Raw genomic sequence first — 15,952 nt, forward strand, 5'->3', positions numbered from 1 at the left:
TCTAAATTATAATGTTTATTCGGTTTCTTCGATCAAGGTCTCGATCGTACGCTCCAACTCCTCGCGCGAACGAATCGCCCCGACAGGCAGCCCATCGGCGAAACTCTGCAACGCCTCCTCGGGCAAGAGTTCCACCGCCGACTCATCGGCCTGCGAAAGATCGAGACCCAAGGTCGCAGCAAAAAACTCGTAGACCGCACGCCGCTTGTTGGGGCCATAATCGTGGCGTTCGTCGGGCAGATGGACATTGCGCACCTCTGCGGCCGCATCGTAAAACGCCCATATGCGCTGCAAGAACGGATATTCCAATTCGGGATAGCTCGCCGTCCAGTCGCCGCCGTCGCTCACGGTCAGCACGGGACGCGGCGCCATGACGGCGGACAGCAATTCGGGCGTACAACTTCCTCCCCCGGCCAGAGTCACGGGGCGCCCGCTTTCGCAAGGGCATCCGCCGTCGAAATGCGACACAAGATGCACCACTGGAGCCAAGGCGGCGAAACGCCCGTCGACGAGCGCCAACAATAACGTATGGGTCGCCCCGCCCGAACCTCCGGTGGCCGCCATGCGGGTCGTGTCGATGTCCCGGCGCGATGCGACGATCCAATCGGTAACGGCTTTCGACCACAACACCTGCAGCTGCATAGCATGCTGCCCCGTATGGGCTTCGCGGCCGATCTGCCGCTCGGAATCGCCCCACCCTACGATGTCCATATCGACCGCCACAGCGCCCATGCGGGCGAAAACGGCCATCCTCGCCTGCTGATCGGGACGATAACGCCCGCCGGGCCAATGTCCTGCCGGCGAAACGATCAACGGATGACGGCCGCGGGCGAGCGGCGCGTAGATCGTACCGCAGACATACAACCCGGGCAATGTTTCGAGCGCATAATTCTGCGTGGCATACCCGTCATGCGGCACCCTCCGCCCCAGGCGCACGTCGGGATGCGCAACGAGTCCCCGAACGAACGGTTCGAGCGCCAAAGCCTCCCTGGCCCCAGCGAGCAGTGCCTCCCGGCGATTTTCCCAGCTCTCGCGATCAGCATATTGCGCCGACAACCAAGCCAACAACTTCTTGCCGTCGGCCGGCGTGCGACGGTAGTATTCATAGGGCTGCACGGTAATCTTCGACCCGCCGCTCCACACTAAATCGAGCGGATGCAACAAGTTGTCGAGGGTCTCTTCGAGAGAATAGGGCCGCACCCGGAAGTCGCCGAACGCCGCACGCACGGTGTCGGGCGCGAAACGCTTGCAACGAATGTCGACCCCGAACCGTTTTTCGACCATCTCCAGCATCTCGGCAAGCGACCGGTCGGCGGGATGCGGCGGCCGGGCAACGGCGATCATCCTGCCGGCGATGCACAAGCAGAAGGCCCAACAAACGAACAATATATAACGCTGCGATTTCATCCGAAAGTCGATTTGCAGAGATACAAATATAGAAATTTTGAAGGCATTTCTTTGTCGTTTGCCAAAAAGATTCTATATTTGCACACCTTTTGACGCACTCGGGCGCGCCGAGGTGACCGGAGAGATGGGTGAGTGGCTGAAACCACCGGTTTGCTAAACCGACGTACGGAGTAATCCGTACCACGAGTTCGAATCTCGTTCTCTCCGCCAAAAACAGAATTCAGCCGACAGACTGCAAACATAAGTTTGCAGTCTTTTTTTTCTGGCGCGCCCCACTACATCCGCCCGGCACCGGAAAGCAACAATGCTTTCATGCTCGCCGGCACTTTTGTTCACGACACGGAAATCTCTGCACAGTAATTGCATCGGAAATTCGCATGCAGACAGATTTCCGAAAAACCCTTTGTATCCTGCTTTTAGGGATCGGCTGCGGCACCGCCGCGGCACAAACTCCCAGCGCCGATTCGCTCTCCCGGCCGCATCTGGGCGCCCTCGCAATCGGCAAGGGCATAACCTACCGGTCGCCGGGCGACGGGTTCTCGCTGACGATGCGGCTGCGCATGCAAAACCTCGTGGCGCTGTCGTTCGACCGCAGGTTCACGCTGGATGAAATCGAAGCACGCATCAAACGGCTGCAAGCCAAGTTCGACGGCCACATCTACTCGCCGCGCCTGACCTACGCCATTCAACTGGGATTCACGGGCCACGCAGCCAATGCACGCAGCAACTCCAACATCGTCGCCGACGCCATCCTCTACTACCGGCCATCGGCCGCCTGGAGCTTCGGGCTGGGACAGACGAAAATCCAAGCCAACCGCGCGCAAATCACGTCATCGGGCTTGTTGCAGTTCGTCGACCGCAGCATCGTAAACGGCGAATTCAACGCCGACCGCGATTTCGGACTTTTCGTCCGCTACGACCTGCCCTGCGACGACGGATTCGCCTTCTCGGTCAAAAGCTCCGTGACGTTAGGCGAAGGCCGCAACTGGGGCCGTTCGCCCAACGGAGGGCTGGTCTACACGCGGCGTCTGGAGCTTTATCCGCTGGGGCGATTCAAGAAGAAAGGCGAGTCATCGGAGGGCGACCTGGCCCACGAAGAACGAGTGAAGATCATGGTAGCCGGCGCTTACTCTTACAACCGCAAGGCCATGCGCACGCACGGCCAACACGGCGATCTGCTGCCCGACGGCGCGACACGCAACCTGCACAACTGGTACGCCGACTTCCTGCTGAAATACCGGGGTTTCTCGTTCTGCGCCGACTTCATGGGGCGCACCTGCTCCGACCCGGTTTTCGACGACGAAGACCGCACATGGATCTACACAGGCTGGGGCTTCAACGTCCAAGCCGGCCACATGATCGGCAAAAAATGGGAAACCTCCCTGCGTCACTCGATGCTTTTCCCGCAAACCGAAGTGCAGGCCCGGGCAGGTTATCGCCGTCGCTCACAAACGACTGCGGCCGTTTCGCGCTACATCGTCGGCCATGCGCTGAAAGTACAGGCCGACATCTCCTACAACCATCGCAGCCGCGCCGCAAAAACCGACTACCCGCGCTGGCTGTTCGCCCTTCAACTGGAAATGGGATTCTGAATCCGGAAAATATTGCAGCCCGGAGTGCGAGGGCCAATCCGGACAAAAACCTGCCGATACTCCTCCGCAGGCAGTGAGGTCAAAGGATTTTCAGCGCGATCTGTGCGCATGCCTCGGCATCGGCCAAGGCATGGTGGTGATGCTGCAAATCGTAACCGCAGGCAGCCGCCACGGTATGCAGCTGATGGTTGGGCAGCTGCCGCCCGAAATAGCGACGCGATGCCCGGCAGGTGCAAAAGAACTCATAGCCCGGCCACGGCATGTCGTAGAGGTCGAACGCGGCACGCAGACACCCCTCGTCGAACGGCGCGTTGTGCGCCACCAAAGGCAACCCCTCGATGCGCGGCACCAGCCGGCACCACACCTCCTCGAACTCGGGAGCCTCGTCGGTGTCGGCGCATGTCAGCCCATGGATCGCCGTGGTAAAGGGGCTATAATAGTTGGGGCGCGGACGAATCAAACTATAAAACGAATCGACCGTTTCGCCGCCGCGCACCACGACAGCCCCCACCGAACAGACACTGGCGCGGTGGCGGTTGGCCGTCTCGAAATCGATGGCAACGAAGTCGGTCATCACTCCCACTCGATGGTTGCAGGCGGTTTGGAGGAGATGTCGTAGACTACGCGGTTGACGCCGCGCACCTTGTTGATGATTTCGTTCGAGAGGTCGGCCAGGAATTCGTAGGGCAGGTGCACCCAATCGGCCGTCATGCCGTCGGTCGAGGTCACGGCACGCAGGGCCACGCAACTTTCGTAGGTGCGTTCGTCGCCCATGACACCCACGCTCTTGACGGGCAGCAGAATCGCACCGGCCTGCCACACCTTATCATAAAGACCCGCAGCACGCAGGGAGTCGATATAGATTTTGTCAACGTTCTGCAAGATTTCGACTTTCTCGGGCGTGATGTCTCCCAAAATGCGGATCGCAAGGCCCGGCCCCGGGAACGGATGACGGCCGATCAACTGCTCGGAAATCCCGAGCGAACGGCCCACGCGGCGCACCTCGTCCTTGAAGAGCAGCCGCAGCGGCTCGACGATCTTCAGATTCATCTTCTCGGGCAGACCGCCCACGTTGTGGTGCGACTTGATGGTGGCCGAAGGGCCGTTGACCGAACACGACTCGATGACATCGGGGTAGATCGTTCCCTGCGCCAGCCACTTCACATCGTTGATTTGCTGCGCCTCCTCGTTGAAGACTTCCACGAAGTCGCGGCCGATGATCTTGCGTTTGCGCTCGGGGTCGCTCACACCGGCCAGGTCGCCCAGGAACTTGACACCGGCCTTGACGCCCTTGACGTTCAACCCCATATTCTTATAAGATTCGAGCACCTCCTCGAACTCGTTCTTGCGCAGCAGGCCCGAATCGACGAAGATGCAGTAGAGGTTCTGCCCGATGGCCTTGTGAAGCAGCACGGCGGCCACCGACGAGTCGACGCCGCCCGAAAGGCCCAGCACGACTTTATCGTCGCCCAGCTTCTCGCGCAGCTCGCGCACGGTGGACTCGACGAAGCTCTCCGAAGTCCAGCTCTGGGCGCATCCGCAGATGCCGACCACGAAATTCTTCAGCAGCTGCGTGCCGTCGGTCGAATGGTAGACCTCGGGATGGAACTGGATGCCCCACGTCGGCTCGCCCTCGATACGGAACGCCGCCACGCGCACGTCCTCCGTACCGGCGATCAGACGATAGCCGGCCGGCACGGCGGTAATCGTATCACCGTGCGACATCCACACCTGCGTCTTGGCGGGCAGGCAGGCCATCAGCGGATCGGCAGCATCGCCCACCGTGAGCATGGCGCGGCCGTATTCGCGGCTGGGTGCAGGCTGCACCTCGCCGCCATAGGCCGCCGAAAGATACTGCGCCCCGTAGCAGACGCCCAAGAGCGGCAGGCGCCCTTTGATCTGCGACAGATCGGGGTTCGGAGCTTCGGCATCGCGCACCGAATAAGGGCTGCCGGAGAGAATCACGCCCCGCACCGACGCGTCGAGCACCGGAATCTTGTTGAACGGATGTATCTCGCAATAGACGTTCAACTCACGCACGCGCCGGGCGATGAGCTGCGTATACTGCGACCCGAAATCGAGGATAAGGATTTTTTCCATCTATGATTATCGTTTGTTTTTCAGATAACTATCGGCGGTTCCGAAGAATCGGGTTCGGAACCCGCCGCCGGATTCGAGCCAGCATCTCCGGCCATGCTACGGGTCTCTACTTTTTCGTTACGGGCCGGTTCATGCGGCCGGCCACCCTCATCTCCTCGGCGAAAGCCTCGTATCCGACCTCGCGGATGCGGCCGACGCACCCCTGCCGATCCGAACGAAAGATGAACGAGAAAAATTTCGCATAGATATTGTTGAATATCTTGCATTTCTCGGCAGTCGTCATCGTACAGTCGGCGCAACTCTGCCAACCGTGCTCCAGACAACATTTGCGCACCTTGCACCACACGGCCTTTTCGTAGTCGCGGCAATCGGGGCACTTCCCTTTGCTTTTCTGCGGACAAGCGCCACAAAAAAGTCCGCAAGCTGCAATGTCGATATTCATCATGACTACGATTCGTTTTTCTTGTCGGGTTCGGCATCCTCCTTGCGCTTGCGGCAATTGTAAACCACGATGCGGACGACGAAGATATAAAGGAACGCCAATCCCAAATAAAGGTAACGGAGCCATTCAAGGCGGCCCGCATAAAGCCATACGATGAAAAGCAACGCAAAGAATATCAAGGCGAAAATATCTATGCGGGAAATCTGCCGATTGCCGTTTACCATACCCGGAAAGATTTATGCGTTTTTATCGTTCGCTCGAATAGTTGGGCGCCTCGCGCGTGATGGTCACGTCGTGCGGATGGCTCTCCTGCATGCCCGAAGCCGAGATGCGGATAAACTGCGCCCGCTGCAACGCCCGGATGTCGGCGGCGCCGCAGTAACCCATGCCCGAGCGGATACCGCCCACCAGCTGGTAGACCGTCTCATTGAGCGACCCCTTGAACGGCACGCGCGCCACGATGCCCTCGGGCACGAGCTTGTTGATGTTGCCCTCGCAGCCCTTCTGAAAATAACGGTCGGCCGAACCGGCCTTCATGGCATCGATCGACCCCATACCGCGGTAGGACTTGAACTTGCGGCCGTTGTAGATGATCGTCTCGCCCGGAGCCTCCTCTGTGCCGGCGAACATCGACCCGATCATCACGCAGTCGCCGCCTGCGGCCAACGCCTTGACGATGTCGCCCGAGTAACGCAGACCGCCGTCGGCGATGACCGGCACATCCTTGCCCCTGGCCTCGGACGCAGCAGCATAGATGGCCGACAACTGGGGCACGCCGACACCTGCGATGATGCGCGTGGTGCAGATCGAACCCGGCCCGATGCCGACCTTGATGCCGTCGGCCCCGGCCTCGATCAGAAAACGCGCCGCCTCGGCCGTAGCGATGTTGCCCACCACGACGTCGAGCGCCGGATAGGCGGCCTTGATCTGCTTCAAGGCTGTGACGATATTCTTGGAGTGTCCGTGCGCCGAATCGAGCACCACGGCATCGACATCCTCGGCAACGAGCGCAGCGACGCGCTCCATGACGTCGGGCGTAATGCCCACCCCGGCAGCCACGCGCAGACGCCCCTTGGCATCCTTGCAGGCATTGGGATGATCCTGCACCTTGGTAATATCCTTATAGGTAATAAGCCCAACCAAGCGTCCTTCATCGTCGACCACGGGAAGTTTCTCGATCTTGTTATCGAGCAACACTTCGGAGGCATGCTCCAGCTCAGTCTTGCGGGTCGTAATGAGCCGGTCGCCGGGAGTCATTACCTCGCCGATAGAACGCGCCATGTCGCGCTGGAAACGCAAGTCGCGGTTGGTAACGATACCGATCAGTTTCCGTTGGGAATCGACGACCGGAATGCCGCCGATCTTATTTTCGTGCATCAGTCCGAGCGCATCGCCCACGGTATTATCGCGCGAAATGGTCACGGGATCGTAGATCATGCCGTTCTCGGCGCGCTTCACACGCCGCACATGGGCCGCCTGTTCGACGATGGACATGTTCTTATGGATCACGCCGATGCCGCCCTCGCGGGCCAGAGCGATAGCCAAAGGCGCCTCGGTCACGGTATCCATCGCCGCAGAGACGATGGGGATGTTGAGCTTGATGTTTCGGGAAAAACGGGTCTCCAAAGAGACCTCTCGCGGCAACACTTCCGAATAAGCGGGTACGAGCAACACATCGTCGAAGGTAAGACCCTCGGGCTGAACCCTTTCATTGACAAACGACATAAGAACGGGATTTTGTTGCTCGCAAAAGTAAGCATTTTTTTCCGAATCTCCGCACGAAACGACGCATGTTATCAATTTTTATCAACATGCACCGCACTTTCCTGGGACACGAAAGCCGCCCCGCGACGAACCGCCAGCCCCAAACGAGGGAACCCCGCCCCGAGCAACGCTATACGCTGGCTGCGAAGACCTTGATGCCCATCGAACGAAGTTGCGTACGCACACCCGAGGGGAAATTGCCGTCGGTAACGATCACGTCGATCTTGTCGACCGGCGCAATGAAAGCGAAACTGCGCTTGTTTACCTTGCTCGAATCGAAGACCGCCACCACCTCGCTGGCCATCGAAAGCATCGCCTGGTTGATGTTCGCCTCCTCGATGTTGGGAGTCGACAAACCGCATTCGATATTGAAGCTGTCGACCCCGAGAAAAAGTTTGTCGCAATAGAACAGCCGCAGATTCGACTCGGCGACTGGCCCCACGGTGGAATGCGACGGCTCGCGGAGGTTGCCGCCCAACAGGATGACGTTGAATCGCTTGTATTTCAACAGCTCGACCGCGATATTGACTGCGTTCGTAATGATGGTCAGACGCTGGAAACGCTGAAGATTGCGCGCGATTTCGAGCGTAGTGGTACCCGAATCGAGCATGATCGTATTCCCCTCCTCGATTAGAGTCGCAGCCAGGCGGCCGATAGCCTGCTTCTCGCGCATGTTGAAGAAACGCTTGCTGCTGATAGACGCATCGTCTCCGCTCTCCTCGGCCGCACAGCACATCGCACCGCCGCGCGTGCGGATCAACAGATTGCGATCGTAGAGCATATTCAGATCCTTGCGGATCGTAACTTCCGAAACCCCGAACTCCTCGTGCAGCTCCTTGACGGAAACGGACGAATTGTTCTTGAGTCGTTGCAGGATCAACGAACGGCGCCCCTTGGCGGTCTTCAAGCTCTCCATTCTTTCGAAGTCGGTATTGGTTAAGCAGCCGGCCGGAAGGTGTACGCATCCGCTTCGGACGCACGAACACCCCCGATACCAATAAGATATTGCAAAAGTAATACTTTTTTTCTCGAAAAGGAAAACAAAATGCAAGATATCGATTCGAAACATTACGAAACATTTTCTCGCATCACACAAACAATGCATTAAATAAATATAAATCAATATGTTAAATCAATAAAGTACAACATCGAAGAATCCGTCTATTCAAAATAGTTTTATCATTTCAATTGCGAAAGTTTCGAAACGACTATTTTTGTAACAGAGCACGAAACCAAACAACAACAGCGAAACAACACGGAACATTATGAACGCAAAAGGAAACTTCACCTACAAAGAAATTATGCAGCAGCCGAATACATGGCTGAAAGAATACGAGGAACTGCTGAAACAGCGCGAGAAGATCAAAAGTTTCGTAACCGAATGTCTGGCGCAGCATTACGAAATCATCTTCACAGGCGCGGGCACTTCGGCCTATATCGGCGACGTGCTGGAGGTGGCCGTCTCCTCGACCCCGTTCCGCGGAGCGCGCTCCGTGGCGACGACCGACCTCATTACCCACCCCGAGAGTTATTTTTCGCCCGAAAAAAAGGTGCTGTTGATCTCTTTCGCCCGCTCGGGCAACAGCCCCGAAAGCCTGGGCGCCGTGAACCTGGCCGACCGCATTTGCGGCAGAAACATCGCCCACATATTCATCACCTGCAACAAAGAGGGCAAGCTGGCGCAGATCGCCCGCAAGGAAAACTGCCTGCTGGTGCTGCTGCCGCCCGAGACCGACGACAAGAGCCTGGCCATGACGAGCAGTTTCTCGACCATGCTGCTCACGGCGATGCTCATCGCCAACATCTGCGACCTCGACGCCCAACGCCCCCTGATCCGCAACCTGGCGGCCGATGCCGCAGCCGCGCTCGCCCGCTACGACGACGCGATCCGCCGCATCTCCGACCGCAACTTCAAGCGGGCCGTGTTCCTCGGCTCGGGCGCCCTGAAAGGAATCGCCGAAGAGTCGCACCTCAAGCTCCAGGAGCTGACCGACGGCGGCGTGGTGTGCTGCTTCGACTCGTTCCTCGGATTCCGCCACGGCCCCAAGGCCGTGGTCAACAACGAGTCGCTGCTCGTCTACCTGCTCTCGGACGACCCCAACGTGCGACGCTACGAAACCGACCTGATCCGCCAGATCGCCTCCAACAACCGCGTCGTCGGCATGATCGCCGTCTCGGCCTCGCCCGTGGAGATGCCGGAGGTCGAATTCGACCTGAACGTCGCACTCAACGGCGGCACGGAGCGCCACGGCATCTACGGCTGCATCCCCTACGTCTTCGTAGCCCAGCAGCTGGGCTACTACAAATCGCTGGCGGGCGGTCTCGACCCCGACGCCCCGTCGGTGTCGGGCAACATCTCCCGCGTGGTAGAAGGCGTGACAATCTATCCCTACTGAATTCCGAACGACATCAAACGAAACCTCATGGCAAAAACCGAAAACCTGCTGCAAGCCATCGCCCGCATCGAAGCCCGCACCGGCATTCCGCGCACAATCTTCGCGGCATGCCCCAACTCGACGGCCGTCGTGCGGGCCGCATTCCGCGCAGCCAAACGCAACAACGCCCCGATCTACTTCGCAGCGACGCTCAACCAAATCGACTGCGACGGCGGGTACACGGGGCTGACACCCGTCGAATTCGTCCGGCTGGCCCGCTTCGAAGCCGAAGCGGTGCACTTTACCGGGCCCACGATCATCGCCATTGACCACGGCGGCCCGTGGCTCAAGGACAAGCAGAGCGTCGAACGCTGGACGGCCGAGGAGGCGATGGCCGGCGTGAAACGCTCGTTCGAAGCCGCCGTACTGGCGGGCTACGACCTGATCCACGTCGACCCCACGGTAGACATCCACCTGCCGGCAGGCCAGACGATCGACATCCGCGTGGTGGTGGCCCGCACCGTAGAACTGATCCGCCACATCGAGACGTTCCGCCGCGAACGCAACCTCGCGCCCATATCCTACGAGGTGGGCACCGAGGAGGTGCATGGCGGACTGGCCGACGAAGCGACGTTCGACGACTTCCTCGCGGGACTGAAAGCCGGACTGGCCGAAGTCGGGCTGAACGACGTATGGCCCTGCTTCATCGTGGGTAAAGTAGGCACCGACCTGCACACGACCACCTTCGACCCCGAAGTCGCCCGAAGGCTGACAGCCAAAGTCCGTCCCTGCGGGAGTTTCATCAAGGGCCACTACACCGACGGGGTGAGCAACCCCGAAGCCTACCCCCTCACGGGCATGGGCGCGGCCAACGTAGGCCCGGAGTTTACCATGAGCGAATACGACGCCCTGGCCGAGCTGGAAGAGATCGAGCGCGAACTCAACGCGCAGGGCGCCGTGGCGCAGCCCTCCCGCATCACGACGGTGCTGCGGCGGCTGGTCTGCGACTCGGGACGCTGGCGCAAATGGCTCCATGGCGACGAACCGGGCAAAGAATTCGACGCCTTGACGCCCGAACGCCAACTGTGGCTCGTGAAAACGGGCTGCCGCTACATTTGGCAACACCCCGAAGCGCTGGTCGCCCGCCAACGACTCTACGACAACCTCTCACGCCGCGGCTACGCCCCGGAGGAGGTCGTGCTCTCGCGCATCGAACGCGACATGGACAAATATTTCCACGCTTTCAATCTGGTCAACCTCAACGATCTGCTGCCGTGAAAACATTCGACATAACGGCCATCGGCGAACTGAACGTCGACCTGATCCTCAATCGCATCGGGGGATTCCCCGAGATGGGCAAGGAGAAATTCGCGGGCGAAATGCTACTCACGCTGGGCAGTTCGACGGCCATCTTCGCCGCCAATGCCGCAGCGCTGGGCGCCCGCACCGCTTTCGCAGGAATGATCGGCCGCGATCTCTTCGGAAGCTTGGTCGAGGAGTCGCTCCGCGCGAAGAAGGTCGACACGCGTTTCGTGGTAACGTCCGACGCCTGCGCCACGGGAGCCACGATCGTGATGTCCTACGACGAAGACCGCGCCAACGTTACCTACCAGGGAGCCATGGAGCGTCTGCGCCTGGGCGACCTCGACCCGACGCTCTTCGATCTGACGCGCCACGTGCACATCTCCTCGATCTTCATGCAGCCGGGGTTGCGCAGCGACCTGGGCGACCTGCTCCGCACGACCCAAAGCAAAGGCATTACCGTGTCGCTCGACACGCAATGGGATCCCGCCGAACGCTGGGACTTCGACTACCCGCACCTGCTGCCGATGGTCGATCTGTTCATGCCCAACGAAAGCGAACTGCTGGCTCTCACCCGCACGTCGACCCTCGACGAAGCGATCGCCTCCGTGAGGCCCTACCTGGGTCGCGCGGCCATCGTCAAATGCGGAGGGCGCGGCTCGCTGCTCGTCCCCAAGCAGGGCGCCATGCGTCTGCTGCCGGCATTCCTCAACCGCCGGGTCGTCGACACGATCGGCGCCGGCGACAGTTTCAATTCGGGCTTCGTCTACGGCTTCGTACAAGGCCGCCCGCTCGAAGAGTGCCAACGGCTGGGCACCCTCACGGGAGCCGTCAACACCACGGCAGCCGGCGGCACGGGCGCTTTCGCCGACCGCGAAACGGCGATCCGCACGGCCCGCGAACACTTCGGCGAGACACTCGACATCTAAAACCCCCATCCCATGCGCATCCAAGACAAACTGAAATCCTGCCAACAAGCCCGCCAGGCCCTGCTGGCGACCAACTTCTATAACTTCGAGACCCTGACCGCCGTCCTGCAAGCCGCACAACGCGTCCAGGCACCCGTCATGCTGCAACTCACGCGCAGCTCAATCCGATACATGGGGCTGCACCAGGCCGTGGCAATGGGTCGCCGGGGACTGGCCGACTACGGGCTGGAGGGGTGGATACACCTCGACCACGGCGATTCGGAAGAACTCGTCCAAGCGTGCCTCGACGCGGGTTTCGACTCGATAATGATCGACGCCAGCGAACAGCCCTTCGACGAGAACGTGCGGATCGTCCGCCGAGTGGTCGAAATGGCCCGCCGCTACGGCGCCCATGTCGAAGCCGAACTGGGCTACGTCGCCAAACTGGGGCAGACCCAGGGCGGAGGCTTTACCACCCCTGACCAGGCCGCCCGATTCGTTGCCCGCACCGGTGTCGACGCGCTGGCCGTGGCCATCGGGTCGGCCCACGGCTTCTACAAGCAGCCGCCCCGGCTGGACATCGCCCGGCTGCGGGAAATCCACGCCGCAACCGATGCGGTGCTGGTGCTTCACGGCAGCTCGGGCATCCCCCATGCGATGGTGCAGGAAGCCATAGCCAACGGCATCGCCAAAGTCAACCTGGCCACCGAAATCAAGGACACGTTCATGCGCGCTCTCAAGGAGACGCTCCTCGCCTCGGACGAAATCGACCTGCGGAAAGTATTTCCCCGGGCGATCGCCCCGACCGTCGCGCTGCTGGAAGAGAAATACCGCATGAGCGGCAGCGCCGCCCGATAGCGAACAACCAACCCTAAAACCCGAAACCATGAAACCAAAACAACTACTCGCCCTCGCCCTGCTGTGCAGCACGGGCATCGCACAGGCCCAGACGCCGGACGACGGCATGACGACGGCAAAAGCCGCCGTGCAGGAGCTCAAACTGAAAGACTTCCGCCCGGAATCAATCTTCCGCATTCCCGTTACCGAGGTGGAGAAAGCGCGTTTCGCAGCCATCGACATCCACTCCCACGACTATGCCCGCAACGAAGAGGAGATCCGCGCATGGGTCGAGGCGATGGACGCCTGCGGCATCGAGAAGACCCACGTGCAACACTGCAACTGGATCGGGGAGCCGTTCGAGGCCTACATCGAAAAGTATGCCCCCTACAAAGAGCGGTTCGCGTTCTGGTGCTGCTTCGACTACACGGATTTCGACCGTCCCGACTGGGCCGAGCGAGCCGTCGCCCAACTCGAAAAGTGCCACCGTCTGGGCGCCGTAGGCGTGGGCGAACTGGGCGACAAGGGGCTGGGCGACCTCTATGCCAATCCCATACCGGGCAAAGGCATCCACACCGACGACCCGAAGCTCCGCCCGTTGTTCGAGCGCTGCGGCGAACTGGGCATGCCCGTCAGCATCCACATCGCCGAACCGATCTGGATGTACCGTCCGCTCGACCGCCACAACGACGGTCTGCTGAACGGCGCCACCTGGGCGGTGGACACCGCCGTGGAGGGATGCCGCGACTACGAAGAACTCATCGCGACATTCGAACGCACCGTGGCGGCCTATCCCGGCACGACGTTCATCGCCTGCCACTATCTGAACATGAACCAGGATCTGGAGCGTCTGGGCGCCCTGCTGGACAAGTACCCCAACCTCTACGTCGATCTGGCGGGCCGCATGGCCGAATCGGCCGTCACGCCGCGCGCCACGCGCCGTTTCCTGCTGAAATACGCCGACCGCGTGCTCTACGGCACCGACAACGGCATGGCCCCCTCCATGTACCGGATGACTTTCCGCCTGCTGGAGACCGACGACGAGCACATCTACAACCCCGACTTCGGCTACCACTGGTCGTACAGCGGCTTCGACCTGCCGGCCAAGGTGCTCAAGAAGATCTACCGCGACAACGCCCTGCGGATTCTGAAAAAATAACCTACTCAAAAACCGCAACAAGATGAAAATCATCCACATACCGTCGTTCCTGCTTTTCGCGGCCGTAGCCGTGTCGTGCAGCCACACGAAGCGCATCGACAACGGCGACCTGCATATCGAAATCGACGAAAGCATGCACTGGCGCGTGGCGTCGCAGGCCGAAACCCAAGGCCCGCTTTCGGGCGCATTCATGCCCCAAGGCGTCGTCACGGCCGACGAAGCCGTGCTGGCCGACTTCCGGATCGTGAGGAAGCAGACCGCAGGCCAAAGCCACGAACTGACCGGCATCTGCGAGACCGACGACATCCGCGTGGAAAAACGGTTGCGCATCACGGTCGACCCCGGCTTTCCCGACATGGCGCTCGTGGAAACGCGCTATGTGAACCAAGGGCGCCCGCTGACGATCCGCTCGGTCACGCAAAACGACTTCGCCGTAGAGAGCGACTCGCTCGTCTGGTCGTTCCAGCCCTCCTCGACCTCGGCCCGTCAAGACTGGATACTCCCCGTCCGCCCGGGTTTCGAACAACAGAACTACCTGGGGATGAACAACTCCGACTACGGGGGCGGCATCCCGATGGTGACCCTTTGGCGCCGCGACTGCGGCATCAGTGCGGGACTTCGCGAACGGACGCTGCAAATGATCTCGATGCCCGTAGCGTGGCCCGAACAGAGCACCCGGCCGACGGCAGGCCTGCGCCGCGACTTCAAGGAAGGGCTGCCGTTCGGCACCGGTGACACGCTGAAGCTCGACCGCTCGTTCGTGGCGGTGCATCGGGGCGACTTCTATGCTCCGCTCCGGCAATTCAGCCGCTACATGCAACAACACGAGGGCTTCCGTCCGGCCGAATCCGAACCCGGAGCTTTCGAACCGGTGTGGTGCGCCTGGGGCTACGAACGCATGTTTACCCTCGACGAAGTGATCGGCACGCTGCCCAAAGCGGCCCAACTGGGCTTCAAATGGGTCGACGTCGACGACGGATTCCAGATCGCCGAGGGCGACTGGGAACCCAACGCCCGCTTTCCGGGCGGCGACCGCGACATGCGCCGCCTGACCGACGCCATCCATGCCCACGGTCTGAAAGCCAAGCTCTGGTGGGCGCCTCTGGCGGCCGATCCAGGCACGCGCATCCTGCGCGAACACCCCGAAATGCAGCTCATTACCGAAGAGGGAACGCCGGAGTTCATCACTTGGTGGGACAGCTACTACCTCTCGCCCGTCAATCCGTCGACCGCACACTACACGGCCGGGCTGGTCGACCGCTTCATCGACAAATGGAATTTCGACGGGCTGAAACTCGACGGGCAGCATCTGAACTGTTGCATGCCCGACCACAACCCGCACAGCGGACTGACGCACCCTGACGTGGCGGTGGAGCAGTTCCCTACCTTCTTCAAAGCCATCTTCGAACGGGCGCGGGCACTCAAACCCGACGCGGTAATCCAGCTCTGCCCCTGCGGCTGCGCCATGAACTTCTTCAACCTGCCCTACATGAACCAGGCCGTAGCCTCCGACCCCACATCGAGCTGGCAAATCCGCCTCAAAGGCAAAGTCTACAAGGCCATCGCTCCGCAGCTGGCCTACTATGCCGACCATGTGGAACTGAGCGACGGCGGCATCGACTTCCCCTCCCAGCTGGGCATCGGCGGTGTGGTCGGCTCGAAATTCACGTGGCCGCGCAACAACCCCCACGTGAAAGCCGACTACCGGCTGACTCCGGACAAGGAGAAACTCTACAGCAAGTGGCTGACCCTCTACAACGAAAAGATGCTCTCCACGGGCGACTACCTCAACCTCTACGACATCGCGTGGGACAAGCCCGAGACGCACGTCATCGGCAAGGAGGGCCGCATCTACTACGCATTCTACGCCGAGAACTGGAGCGGCGGCGAGATCGTCCTGCGCGGACTCGACCCGGCCTGCATCTACACCGTGACGGAATATGCGGCCGACGGGCGCACCTATACCGTGGAGGGCTGCCGCCCGACGATCGCCCCGGTCTTCGAAGGCAGCTACCTGATCGAAGTCGCCCCCGTACGAACCCCTGAAACCAACAACCACTAAACCC

General features: G+C 60.6%; 14 protein-coding genes and 1 tRNA gene. 8 read left to right on the plus strand and 7 right to left on the minus strand.

Annotated elements, in window-relative coordinates; translation table 11 throughout:
* Positions 1–15: 15 nt before the first annotated feature.
* Positions 16–1,407, minus strand: a complete 1,392-nt coding sequence (locus QZ298_RS07405) for a hypothetical protein (protein ID WP_296007462.1) — start codon at positions 1,405–1,407, stop codon at positions 16–18.
* Positions 1,408–1,525: 118 nt separating this feature from the next.
* Between QZ298_RS07405 and QZ298_RS07410 the strand changes: the two genes are divergently transcribed.
* Both QZ298_RS07410 and QZ298_RS07415 read left to right on the plus strand, forming a co-directional pair.
* A tRNA-Ser gene (locus QZ298_RS07410) sits at positions 1,526–1,617 on the plus strand.
* Between the two features lie 167 nt (positions 1,618–1,784).
* Entirely contained in the window at positions 1,785–2,999 is a 1,215-nt protein-coding gene (locus QZ298_RS07415; RefSeq protein ID WP_296007464.1) for a porin, read from the plus strand.
* A gap of 79 nt (positions 3,000–3,078) precedes the next feature.
* Here QZ298_RS07415 and QZ298_RS07420 read toward each other — a convergent pair whose 3' ends face one another.
* The 6 genes from QZ298_RS07420 to QZ298_RS07445 all read right to left on the minus strand — a co-directional run bounded on the left by QZ298_RS07420 (position 3,079) and on the right by QZ298_RS07445 (position 8,221).
* On the minus strand, positions 3,079–3,573 hold the full coding sequence (locus tag QZ298_RS07420) for a 3'-5' exonuclease (RefSeq protein WP_296007466.1): 495 nt from the start codon (positions 3,571–3,573) through the stop codon (positions 3,079–3,081).
* The gene (gene guaA / locus QZ298_RS07425) at positions 3,573–5,099 is read right to left on the minus strand and encodes a glutamine-hydrolyzing GMP synthase (protein ID WP_296007468.1); all 1,527 of its coding nucleotides are present in this window, start codon (positions 5,097–5,099) and stop codon (positions 3,573–3,575) included. Before guaA ends, QZ298_RS07420 begins: the two co-directional genes overlap by 1 nt.
* Positions 5,100–5,205: 106 nt before the next feature.
* The gene (locus QZ298_RS07430) at positions 5,206–5,544 is read right to left on the minus strand and encodes a DUF3795 domain-containing protein (RefSeq protein WP_363323886.1); all 339 of its coding nucleotides are present in this window, start codon (positions 5,542–5,544) and stop codon (positions 5,206–5,208) included.
* Positions 5,545–5,546: 2 nt separating this feature from the next.
* Positions 5,547–5,765 (minus strand): hypothetical protein, encoded by a 219-nt coding sequence (locus tag QZ298_RS07435; protein ID WP_296007470.1) that lies wholly within the window; start codon positions 5,763–5,765, stop codon positions 5,547–5,549.
* 22 nt (positions 5,766–5,787) lie between these two features.
* Positions 5,788–7,266: an IMP dehydrogenase gene (guaB, locus tag QZ298_RS07440; protein WP_296007472.1), complete on the minus strand. Its 1,479-nt coding sequence runs from the start codon at positions 7,264–7,266 to the stop codon at positions 5,788–5,790.
* Positions 7,267–7,435: 169 nt separating this feature from the next.
* The gene (locus tag QZ298_RS07445) at positions 7,436–8,221 is read right to left on the minus strand and encodes a DeoR/GlpR family DNA-binding transcription regulator (RefSeq protein WP_296007474.1); all 786 of its coding nucleotides are present in this window, start codon (positions 8,219–8,221) and stop codon (positions 7,436–7,438) included.
* 385 nt (positions 8,222–8,606) lie between these two features.
* Here QZ298_RS07445 and QZ298_RS07450 point away from each other — a divergent pair, with 385 nt between their 5' ends.
* The 6 genes from QZ298_RS07450 to QZ298_RS07475 are packed head-to-tail and all read left to right on the plus strand — an operon-like array spanning position 8,607 to position 15,948.
* Complete coding sequence (locus tag QZ298_RS07450) at positions 8,607–9,701, plus strand: SIS domain-containing protein (protein WP_296007476.1); 1,095 nt, start codon at positions 8,607–8,609, stop codon at positions 9,699–9,701.
* A 27-nt stretch (positions 9,702–9,728) separates the two neighbouring features.
* Complete coding sequence (locus QZ298_RS07455; RefSeq protein WP_296007478.1) at positions 9,729–10,958, plus strand: class II D-tagatose-bisphosphate aldolase, non-catalytic subunit; 1,230 nt, start codon at positions 9,729–9,731, stop codon at positions 10,956–10,958.
* Positions 10,955–11,911 carry a carbohydrate kinase family protein gene (locus QZ298_RS07460; protein ID WP_296007479.1) on the plus strand — a complete coding sequence of 319 codons (957 nt, stop codon included), beginning with the start codon at positions 10,955–10,957 and terminating at the stop codon, positions 11,909–11,911. The genes QZ298_RS07455 and QZ298_RS07460 overlap by 4 nt, the downstream gene beginning before the upstream one ends.
* Positions 11,912–11,923: 12 nt before the next feature.
* Positions 11,924–12,748 carry a class II fructose-bisphosphate aldolase gene (locus QZ298_RS07465; protein WP_296007482.1) on the plus strand — a complete coding sequence of 275 codons (825 nt, stop codon included), beginning with the start codon at positions 11,924–11,926 and terminating at the stop codon, positions 12,746–12,748.
* A 28-nt stretch (positions 12,749–12,776) separates the two neighbouring features.
* Positions 12,777–13,886 carry an amidohydrolase family protein gene (locus QZ298_RS07470; protein WP_296007483.1) on the plus strand — a complete coding sequence of 370 codons (1,110 nt, stop codon included), beginning with the start codon at positions 12,777–12,779 and terminating at the stop codon, positions 13,884–13,886.
* A 22-nt stretch (positions 13,887–13,908) separates the two neighbouring features.
* Entirely contained in the window at positions 13,909–15,948 is a 2,040-nt protein-coding gene (locus QZ298_RS07475; protein WP_296007485.1) for an alpha-galactosidase, read from the plus strand.
* The last annotated feature ends 4 nt before the right edge of the window (positions 15,949–15,952 follow it).

This window comes from uncultured Alistipes sp. (assembly GCF_910580175.1).
Lineage (GTDB): Bacteria > Bacteroidota > Bacteroidia > Bacteroidales > Rikenellaceae > Alistipes.

What these genes read in the sequence shown, in the direction of transcription:
- QZ298_RS07450 (WP_296007476.1), top strand. Translation starts at nt 8,607, where the DNA reads ATGCAGCAGCCGAATACATGGCTGAAAGAATACGAGGAACTGCTGAAA.
- QZ298_RS07415 (WP_296007464.1), top strand. Translation starts at nt 1,785, where the DNA reads ATGCAGACAGATTTCCGAAAAACCCTTTGTATCCTGCTTTTAGGGATC.
- QZ298_RS07445 (WP_296007474.1), bottom strand. Translation starts at nt 8,221, where the DNA reads ATGGAGAGCTTGAAGACCGCCAAGGGGCGCCGTTCGTTGATCCTGCAA.
- QZ298_RS07405 (WP_296007462.1), bottom strand. Translation starts at nt 1,407, where the DNA reads ATGAAATCGCAGCGTTATATATTGTTCGTTTGTTGGGCCTTCTGCTTG.
- QZ298_RS07470 (WP_296007483.1), top strand. Translation starts at nt 12,777, where the DNA reads ATGAAACCAAAACAACTACTCGCCCTCGCCCTGCTGTGCAGCACGGGC.
- QZ298_RS07455 (WP_296007478.1), top strand. Translation starts at nt 9,729, where the DNA reads ATGGCAAAAACCGAAAACCTGCTGCAAGCCATCGCCCGCATCGAAGCC.
- QZ298_RS07420 (WP_296007466.1), bottom strand. Translation starts at nt 3,573, where the DNA reads ATGACCGACTTCGTTGCCATCGATTTCGAGACGGCCAACCGCCACCGC.
- QZ298_RS07430 (WP_363323886.1), bottom strand. Translation starts at nt 5,544, where the DNA reads ATGATGAATATCGACATTGCAGCTTGCGGACTTTTTTGTGGCGCTTGT.
- QZ298_RS07475 (WP_296007485.1), top strand. Translation starts at nt 13,909, where the DNA reads ATGAAAATCATCCACATACCGTCGTTCCTGCTTTTCGCGGCCGTAGCC.
- QZ298_RS07435 (WP_296007470.1), bottom strand. Translation starts at nt 5,765, where the DNA reads ATGGTAAACGGCAATCGGCAGATTTCCCGCATAGATATTTTCGCCTTG.
- guaA (WP_296007468.1), bottom strand. Translation starts at nt 5,099, where the DNA reads ATGGAAAAAATCCTTATCCTCGATTTCGGGTCGCAGTATACGCAGCTC.
- guaB (WP_296007472.1), bottom strand. Translation starts at nt 7,266, where the DNA reads ATGTCGTTTGTCAATGAAAGGGTTCAGCCCGAGGGTCTTACCTTCGAC.
- QZ298_RS07465 (WP_296007482.1), top strand. Translation starts at nt 11,924, where the DNA reads ATGCGCATCCAAGACAAACTGAAATCCTGCCAACAAGCCCGCCAGGCC.